The sequence below is a fragment of the Micromonospora sp. MH33 genome (assembly GCF_003013775.1).
In the GTDB taxonomy this organism is placed as follows: Bacteria; Actinomycetota; Actinomycetes; order Mycobacteriales; family Micromonosporaceae; genus Micromonospora; species Micromonospora fulviviridis.
Genome location: NZ_MUYZ01000328.1, coordinates 1 through 7407, shown reverse-complemented (window position 1 = coordinate 7407; position 7407 = coordinate 1). Strand labels below are relative to the sequence as shown.

Below are 7407 nucleotides of genomic sequence, written 5' to 3'. Positions count from 1 at the left end.
GTCGTGCGCCGGTTCGCCCCGCCGCCGCAGCCCTGGCTGCCCGGGCACCGGGGCGTGGACCTGGCCGCCACCCCGGGCGTCGAGGTCCGGTCGGCGGGCGCCGGGGTGGTTCTCTTCGCCGGCACGGTGGCCGGGCGGCCCGTGGTCACCGTCGGGCACGCCGACGGGCTGCGTACCACCTACGAACCGGTCCGTCCCGGGCCGGCGGCCGGTGCCCGGGTCGCCGCCGGCACACCGATCGGCCTGCTGATCGCCGGGCACCCCGGCTGCGTCGCGGCGGCGTGCCTGCACTGGGGGCTGCGCCGGGGCGAGGAGTACCTGGATCCGCTCGCCCTGCTCGGGCTCGGCCCGGTGCGGCTGCTCCCGCTCGATCCGCCGCCCGCGGGACCCGCCGCTCAGCCCCGGGCGAGCAGCGTGGGCAGCCGGACGGCCAGCTGGTCGTACTCGTCGGGGGTGTTGTAGACCTGGCCACACAGGCGCAGGTAGCCGCGGCCGTTCCAGGCGGCGGTCGACACCTCGACCGAGAGCTGGTCCGCGATCCGGGCCCGCAGTTCCCGGGCCGCGTCCATGGTGGTGGCGACGCCGGGCGGCAGCGGGATCAGCCGCATGGCGACCGTCGGTCCGCCGGGGTGCGGCAGGTCGGCCGGCGCCACCCCGAGCGCGTCCCCGACCACCCGTTGCCCGTACGCGGCCAGCGCCGCGTTGTGCGTCCGCACCCGGTCCACGCCGAGGCTGCGCAGGGTGAACAGGCCCACCGGGGCGGCCAGCCAGCCGGTGTAGTCGAGGGTGGCCTGCCACTCCACCCGGGTGGGGTACCCGCTGCCCTGCTCCCACGAGACGACCAGCGGCTGGATCCGCTCCCGCCACGGTTCGGCCACCACCAGCGCGGCGGTGCCGCGCGGCGCGTACGCCCACTTGTGCAGGTTGCCGACCCAGAAGTCGGCGCCGACCGAGGCCACGGTGGTCGGCAGCATGCCCGGGGCGTGCGCGGCGTCGACCAGCACCGGGATCCCGTGCTCCCGGGTCACCCCGACGATCGCCGCCGTCGGGAAGAGCCGGGCCGTCGGCGAGGTGATCTGGTCGACGATCAGCAGCCTGGTCCGTCCGGGACGCAGCCCGGCCCGGACGATCTCCACCACCTCCTCGTCGGTGGCGGTCAACGGCACGGGCAGCGTCCGGGAGACCGCCCCGGTCCGCGCGCACTCCCGTTCCACCGAGAGGCCGACCGCCCCGTACCCGTGGTCGGTGGTCAGCACCTCGTCGCCGGGACCCAGCGCGAGCGACTGGAGCACGATGGCGGCGCCGGTGGTGGCGTTGCCGACCAGGGCCGTGCCGTCCGGATCCGCGCCGAGGAAGGTGGCCAGGTGCCGGCGGGTATGGGCGATCCGGTCGACCAGACCCTGGGTGAAGAAGCGGAGCGGGTTGGCCTCCATCTCGTCACGCAGGCGCTGCTGGGCGCGCTGCACGACGATCGGGACCGCGCCGAACGATCCGTGGTTGAGGTGGCTGACCGACGGGTCGAGCGAGAAGAGCAGCCGAGCCCCGGGGATCGGCTCGGGCGGCTGCGGGACCGTCATCGCCTGATCGTAGCCCGCCGTGGATCATCGACCCCTGCTGTTGGGCCGTCGGGTGGCCCTACGGTCAGGCTCGCGGGTGCGCCTGCCGGTACGCCGCCCGCAGCCGCTCGACGGAGACGTGGGTGTAGATCTGGGTGCTGGCCAGCGACGAGTGCCCGAGCAGTTCCTGCACGGCGCGCAGGTCCGCGCCGCCCTCCAGCAGGTGGGTGGCCGCCGAGTGCCGCAGGCCGTGCGGGGTCACCCGGGGCAGGCCCGCGGCCTCGGCGTATCCGGCGACGATCCGGCGGGCGGTGGTGGGGTTGAGCCGGCCGCCGCGCGCCCCGAGCAGCAGCGCGCCACCCGAGCGGGGCGCCGCCAGTGCCGGCCGCCCATGTGCGAGCCACGCGTCCAGCGCGTGCTGCGCGGGCACCCCGTAGGGCACGGCCCGTTCCCGCCCGCCCTTGCCGAGCACGCGTACCACCCGGCGGGACTGGTCGACGTCGCTGACGTCCAGGCCGCAGGCCTCGCTGATCCGCACGCCGGTGGCGTAGAGCAGTTCGAGCAGCAGCCGGTCACGCAGGAGCACGGCCTCGGCCTCGTCGTTCCCACCCGCGGCCGGTGCGTCTCCGCGGCCCGCTGCGTCGGCGTTCCTCCCGTCGGCCGGCGCGGCGTCGTCACCCCGGCTCCGGTCCGGGGCGTCCATCAACGCGGCGGCCTGGTCGGCCCGCAGGACGGTGGGCAGCTCCCGGTGCGCCTTGGGACTGGCCAGCGGAGCGGCCACGTCGACGGCGAGCAGGCCGGCCCGGTGCGCCCAGGCGCTGAACGTGCGGGCGGCGGCCGCCCGCCGGGCGAGGGACGTCCGGGCCGCACCCATGGTCCGCTGCTTCGCCAGCCAGCTCCGCAGCACGGTCAGGTCCAGCTCCGACAGGTCGGCGCAGCCCATCCGCACGGCGTGGTCGAGCAGCGAGACGAGGTCCGTCACGTACGCCCGCACGGTGTGCGCCGACCGGTTGCGCACCCGGGCCAGATGGTCGGCGAAGTCGTCCACCGCCTCCCGCATCGGCGCCGGCAGCGCCTCGTGGGCCACCCGCGTGCGGCGCCGCTGGTCAGTCATCGGGAGCCCCGGCTGCCGGGCCGGTGCCACGGGTGCCCGGGGCGCGCTCCGGGGTGGGGGCGGGCGGGAGACACCGGTTCAGCCTAAGGGCGTGGGCAGGTGGCGGCCGGCTGCCGCTCCGGGCCGGCTCCCACCGGCGCCGTCGGGCAGGCGTCGTTCCGAGCCGGGCTGGCTGAGCGCTCACCACGCCACCGCTCGTGGCGATGGCCGGCCGGGCGGCGCCTTCCGGCGTCCGCCCGACGGCCAAGCGCGACGCCACCGGGCCCGGCGGTGGGCGCGGCACGCCGTTCGGGGTGGCTGACGCGGCCCTGGACAGGGGAAACTGTTGCTACGAAGAGGACGGTGGCAACGTCCCGGGTCCCCCCGACGGGCGACCCACCGGCGTTGCCGGCAGGTGCCGACCCCCGCCCATGGCGGGCGACCGGGCGCTGGGGCGTACCGGGCGTGGTGGCGGCGCGGAAGGGTGATTCGCGAGACCGATCGGAACGGGCGTCCCGGATGGCGACGCCGGTGGGAGGAGGTACCGGACGTGGGGGTGGATGCCGTCCTCTACCGGCAGGTGCGGGCCGGGCCGGCACGGCGCCGGCCGTCGTACGTCACGACCGAGGTGGTGGCGGACCCGCACGACGTCCTGCTGGACCTGCTGAAGCGGGTGCGGGGCGGCGGGCGTACGCCGCTGCTGGACCGGGTCGATCCGCTCGGTGAGCTGGTGGTGGACGCCGAGGCGGTCCCGCAACTGCTGGCCGAGCTGCCCTGCCTGGCCGAGGTGGCCCGGGAGCCCGCGGAGGTCGACCAGATCCGCCGGTTGGCCCTCCTCGCCCGGCGCTGCCTGAACAGCCGGGACGCCGAGATCCGGTTCGAGGGCGACTGAGCGCACGTCCCGGGGCTGGCAGGTCAGCTCGGCGGAGCCGTCGACGGGCCCGGACCGGCGGCGGCCGGTGCCCGGCCGTCCCCGGGACCGCGCTCGGGCGGCGGCGCGAGGGCGTAGCCGTCGTCGCGGCGTACCACCATGGCCAGTTCCTCCAACATGGAGAGCTTGCGCATCGCCGTGCGGAGGTCCACCCCGGCGCGCGCCGCGACGCGCTCCAGGCCGATCGCCTTCCGCCGGGGCAGCGCCTCCAGCACCTGGGCCGCCTCGTCGTCGAGCCGGTCCCGCGGGCGTTCCGGCGCGCGGGCGGGCGGCGCCAGGTCGTAGCCGATCCGCCCGACCTCCTCCAGCACGTGGGCCGTGCCGGTCACCAGCCGCGCCTTGTCGTGATCGCGGAGCACCTCGTGCGCGCCCACGGACATGGCGGAGGTGACCGGCCCCGGCACCACCATCCCCGGCCGGCCCACGCCGATCGCCCGGTTGAGGGTCTGGGTCGCGCCGCTGCGGGCTGCCGCCTCCACCAGCACCGTGCCCACGGTCGCCGCCGCGATCACCCGGTTGCGGATGAGGAACCGGGGCCGCAGCGGCTCCGCACCGGGCATCCACTCGCTCACCAGCAGGCCCGTCTCGGCGATCCGGTCGAACAGCGCGGCGTTGCCCATCGGGTAGGGGCGGTCCAGCCCGCAGGCCAGGACGGCGACCGTGAGCCCGCCGGCGGTCAGCGCGCCCCGGTGCGCGGCGGAGTCGATGCCGAACGCCCCGCCCGAGACCACCGTCCAGCCCCGGTCGGCCAGCCCGTAGCCCAGCTCGGTGGCGACGTGCGTGCCGTACGGGGTGGCCGCCCGGGCGCCGACCACGGCGACCGACCGCGCAAGGGCCTCGCCCAGCGGCCACGCCCCGCGTACCCAGAAGCAGAGCGGCGGCGCGGTCTCCAGGTCGACCCGGCGAGCGGCCCCCGACAGCAGCAGACCGCGCAGGTCCGCCACCCGGGCCGGCCATTCCTCGTCGTCGGGGGTGACCACCCGCGCGCCGAGCCGCTCGGTCCGGGCCAGCGCCTGCTCGGCCACCACCCGCGCCTCGCCCATGGCGGAGCGGGCCGCCACGGCCGACCGCAGTGCCCGGTCCGGCGCTCCGCCGGCCAGGAGCAGGTCGAGCGCGGCGACCGGGCCGAGCTGGTCGACCAGCCGGTAGACCGACCAGGTGCCCGGCTCGGCGAGCCAGGTCAACGCCACTCGCGCCAGCAGGCCTTCCGCCGTGCCCGTCATGCGCCCTCTCCCGTCCTCAGCTGGATGGCCTCCGCGATGTCCCCGCCGTCGGGGCGGGCCCGCCCGTCCAGGTCGGCGATGGTCCAGGCGAGCCGGATGACCCGGTCGAAGCCGCGCGCCGACAGCGAACCGCTGTCGAGCCGCTTCCGTAGTTCCCGGGTGTCCCGCCCCGGCAGGCACCACGGCGGTCGGCGCAGGAACGGGCCGGGGATCTCGGCGTTCAGCCGGCGACCGGTCGAGGCCCAGCGGTCGGCCGCGGCCCGGCGTGCCTCGGCGACCCGGGCCGCGACCGTCGCGGACGACTCGTTGGGCGTGTCGGTCTGCAACAGCTCCGCCGCGCGTACCGGGGGCAGCCGCACCTGCACGTCGACCCGGTCGAGCAGCGGCCCGGAGAGCCGGCCCAGGTAGCGCCGCCGGGCCAGCGGGGTGCACTCGCAGTCGACATCGCCGGACGGCTTCGCGCAGGGACACGGGTTCGCGGCCAGCACCAGTTGCGTACGGGCCGGGTATTCGGTGGAGCCCTGCGTCCGGGCGACCCGGACCCGGCCGCTCTCCAGTGGCTGGCGCAACGCCTCCAGCGCCCTCTTGCTGAACTCGGCCGCCTCGTCGAGGAAGAGGACGCCCCGGTGGGCCAGGGATACCGCCCCGGGCCGGGCCAGCCCGGACCCGCCGCCCACCAGCGCCGGCACCGTGGCGGTGTGGTGGGGCGCCTGGAACGGGGGTCGGCGGAGCAGCCGGCCACCGGGCGGTAGCAAACCGGCGATCGAGTGCAGGGCGGTGACCTCCAGGGCGGCGTCGTCGTCGAGTTCCGGCAGGACCGACGGCAGCCGTTCGGCGAGCATGGTCTTGCCGGCGCCCGGCGGGCCGAGCAGCGCCAGGTGGTGCCCACCGGCCGCCGCCACCTCCAACGCCCGGCGGCCGAGCCGCTGCCCGGCCACGTCGGCGAGATCCGGCCCGCCGGCTTCGGCGGTGGGCGCGTCGGCCGGCGGGGCGAGCAGCGGCGTGCCGTCGCGGACGAAGGCGACCAGCCGGTGCAGGGTGTCGGCGGCGCGTACCCGGACGCCGGGGATCACCGCCGCCTCGGCGGCGTTGCCGGCGGGCACCACCACCTGGGGGAACCCGGCCCGGGCGGCGGCGGCGACCATCGGCAGCACGCCGCGCACCGGGCGGACCGTGCCGTCGAGGCCCAACTCGCCGAGGACCACCGTGGCCTCCAGCGCCACCAGCGGCAGCTCGCCCGAGCCGCCGAGCACCGCCACGGCGATGGCCAGGTCGAAGGCGGAGCCGTACTTCGGCAGGGTGGCCGGGAGCAGGTTGAGGGTGATCCGGCGGTTCGGCCACCGCTGGCCCGAGTTGACGATGGCCGCGCGGACCCGGTCCCGGGCCTCGTGCAGCGCGGTGTCGGGCAGGCCGGAGATCACCACACCGGGCAGCCCGGGGGCCAGGTCGGCCTCGACCTCGACCACGTGCCCGGCCATTCCGACCAGGCCCACGCAGAGCACCTTGGCGTAGCTCATGATCAGAACGCGCCCCTCAGGTGCTCGACCCGGGCCGGCCCGGTGACCGGGAGCCGGACCGCGAGTACGTCGAAGCGGACCTCCTCGGCGGTCGTGCCCGTCTCGGCGAGCCAGCGGGCGGCCAGCCCGCGCAGCCGGCGTGCCTTGGCCCGTACCACCGCCTCTGCCGGACTGCCGAACTCCTCCGTACGCCGGGTCTTCACCTCGCAGATGGCGAGCACCGGTCCCTCCCAGGCGATGATGTCGATCTCCCCCTCGGGGCACCGCCAGTTCCGGGCGACCGGGCGCAGCCCCGCCTCGATCAGGTGCCGGACCGCGCACCGCTCGCCGTACGCCCCGACGGCCTGGTTCCGCTTCGTCATGCCGGTGAGCGTGCGGCGGTCGGCGCGGCGGTGGGGCGCCGATCGGGCGCCCTGTGGACGACGGGACGCCCTGTGGACGGGCGGACGATCATGCGCCGGAGGTGCTAGGTGATGGCCCTCCGGTCACCCAGCGTGCGCTCCTGGTGACCCGTCGATGCCGCCGTGACCAGCGACGACAGGCTGGGCGGCCCGGATGGCGCGCCTGGTGCCGGTCGCATACCGTGCCGGTCGTGGACGGACGACGGAGCTTTCCCGAGGATGAGCAGGGGTCGCACTGGGGCGACCGCGGGTACGAGCAGGACTGGCGCGCCGCCGGCGAACCGCGCTATCGCGACGACGACTTCCGCGCCCCGGAGCAGCGCACCGGTGAGAACCGGTACGGCGACCCCGGCCGGTTCGGGACCGCCGACCCGCTGAGCGACGACACGGACAGCTGGCGGTCGCGCCGGCCGGCCGACCCGGTGGAGACCTCCGGTGAGCTGCCGGGCGAGCGTGGCGGCCGGCGGGCGGCCCGCGAGGCCGCCGACCCGCTCCGCCCGGCGCCGCACGGCCCCGCCCACCCGCTCGGCCCGGCGACGCACAGCACGGCCACCCCGCTCGCCCCGGCGCCACACGCCGCCGGCGACCCGTTCGGCGCGGACCGCGCCGCCGACCCGCTGCGCCCCGGCCCGTTGGGCGGCTACCCGATCGTCGAGTCGGGCCGTCCGGTCGAGCCGGCCCACGCC

Annotated in this window: 7 protein-coding genes and 1 pseudogene; 3 read left to right on the top strand and 5 right to left on the bottom strand. The window is 77.0% G+C overall.

The genetic code is table 11. The features are described from left to right. A partial coding sequence (locus B0E53_RS31130; RefSeq protein WP_210406285.1) for a M23 family metallopeptidase occupies positions 1 to 462 on the top strand: 462 nt, incomplete at its 5' end. Here the strand turns inward: B0E53_RS31130 and B0E53_RS31125 are convergent. Together B0E53_RS31125 and B0E53_RS31120 are read right to left on the bottom strand one after the other, a co-directional pair. Beyond that, complete coding sequence (locus B0E53_RS31125; RefSeq protein ID WP_107079248.1) at positions 396 to 1577, bottom strand: aminotransferase class V-fold PLP-dependent enzyme; 1182 nt, start codon at positions 1575 to 1577, stop codon at positions 396 to 398. The two genes, B0E53_RS31130 and B0E53_RS31125, sit on opposite strands and share 67 nt — an antisense overlap. 64 nt (positions 1578 to 1641) lie before the next feature. Then, positions 1642 to 2670, bottom strand: coding sequence for a tyrosine recombinase XerC (locus B0E53_RS31120; RefSeq protein ID WP_107079250.1), 1029 nt, complete (start codon positions 2668 to 2670; stop codon positions 1642 to 1644). A gap of 529 nt (positions 2671 to 3199) precedes the next feature. Here B0E53_RS31120 and B0E53_RS31115 point away from each other — a divergent pair. Further along, positions 3200 to 3541, top strand: a complete 342-nt coding sequence (locus tag B0E53_RS31115) for a hypothetical protein (protein WP_107079247.1) — start codon at positions 3200 to 3202, stop codon at positions 3539 to 3541. Positions 3542 to 3564: 23 nt separating this feature from the next. On the opposite strand, the gene B0E53_RS31110 is transcribed toward B0E53_RS31115, so the two are convergent. From B0E53_RS31110 to B0E53_RS31100, 3 genes are read right to left on the bottom strand one after another with little or no spacing between them, the layout of a single operon-like run. After that, complete coding sequence (locus B0E53_RS31110; protein WP_107079246.1) at positions 3565 to 4803, bottom strand: DNA-protecting protein DprA; 1239 nt, start codon at positions 4801 to 4803, stop codon at positions 3565 to 3567. After that, positions 4800 to 6320: a YifB family Mg chelatase-like AAA ATPase gene (locus tag B0E53_RS31105; RefSeq protein WP_107079245.1), complete on the bottom strand. Its 1521-nt coding sequence runs from the start codon at positions 6318 to 6320 to the stop codon at positions 4800 to 4802. The genes B0E53_RS31110 and B0E53_RS31105 overlap by 4 nt, the downstream gene beginning before the upstream one ends. A gap of 2 nt (positions 6321 to 6322) precedes the next feature. Further along, entirely contained in the window at positions 6323 to 6682 is a 360-nt protein-coding gene (locus B0E53_RS31100; protein WP_107079244.1) for a YraN family protein, read from the bottom strand. Between the two features lie 230 nt (positions 6683 to 6912). On the opposite strand from B0E53_RS31100, the pseudogene B0E53_RS39835 reads away from it, so the two are divergent. After that, positions 6913 to 7407 (top strand): annotated as a pseudogene (locus B0E53_RS39835) (hypothetical protein); the annotation flags it as partial.

Excerpts from the sequence above, each read along its gene's own strand:
- B0E53_RS31100 (WP_107079244.1), bottom strand. The coding sequence starts at position 6,682 with ATGACGAAGCGGAACCAGGCCGTCGGGGCGTACGGCGAGCGGTGCGCG.
- B0E53_RS31125 (WP_107079248.1), bottom strand. The coding sequence starts at position 1,577 with ATGACGGTCCCGCAGCCGCCCGAGCCGATCCCCGGGGCTCGGCTGCTC.
- B0E53_RS31105 (WP_107079245.1), bottom strand. The coding sequence starts at position 6,320 with ATGAGCTACGCCAAGGTGCTCTGCGTGGGCCTGGTCGGAATGGCCGGG.
- B0E53_RS31110 (WP_107079246.1), bottom strand. The coding sequence starts at position 4,803 with ATGACGGGCACGGCGGAAGGCCTGCTGGCGCGAGTGGCGTTGACCTGG.
- B0E53_RS31120 (WP_107079250.1), bottom strand. The coding sequence starts at position 2,670 with ATGACTGACCAGCGGCGCCGCACGCGGGTGGCCCACGAGGCGCTGCCG.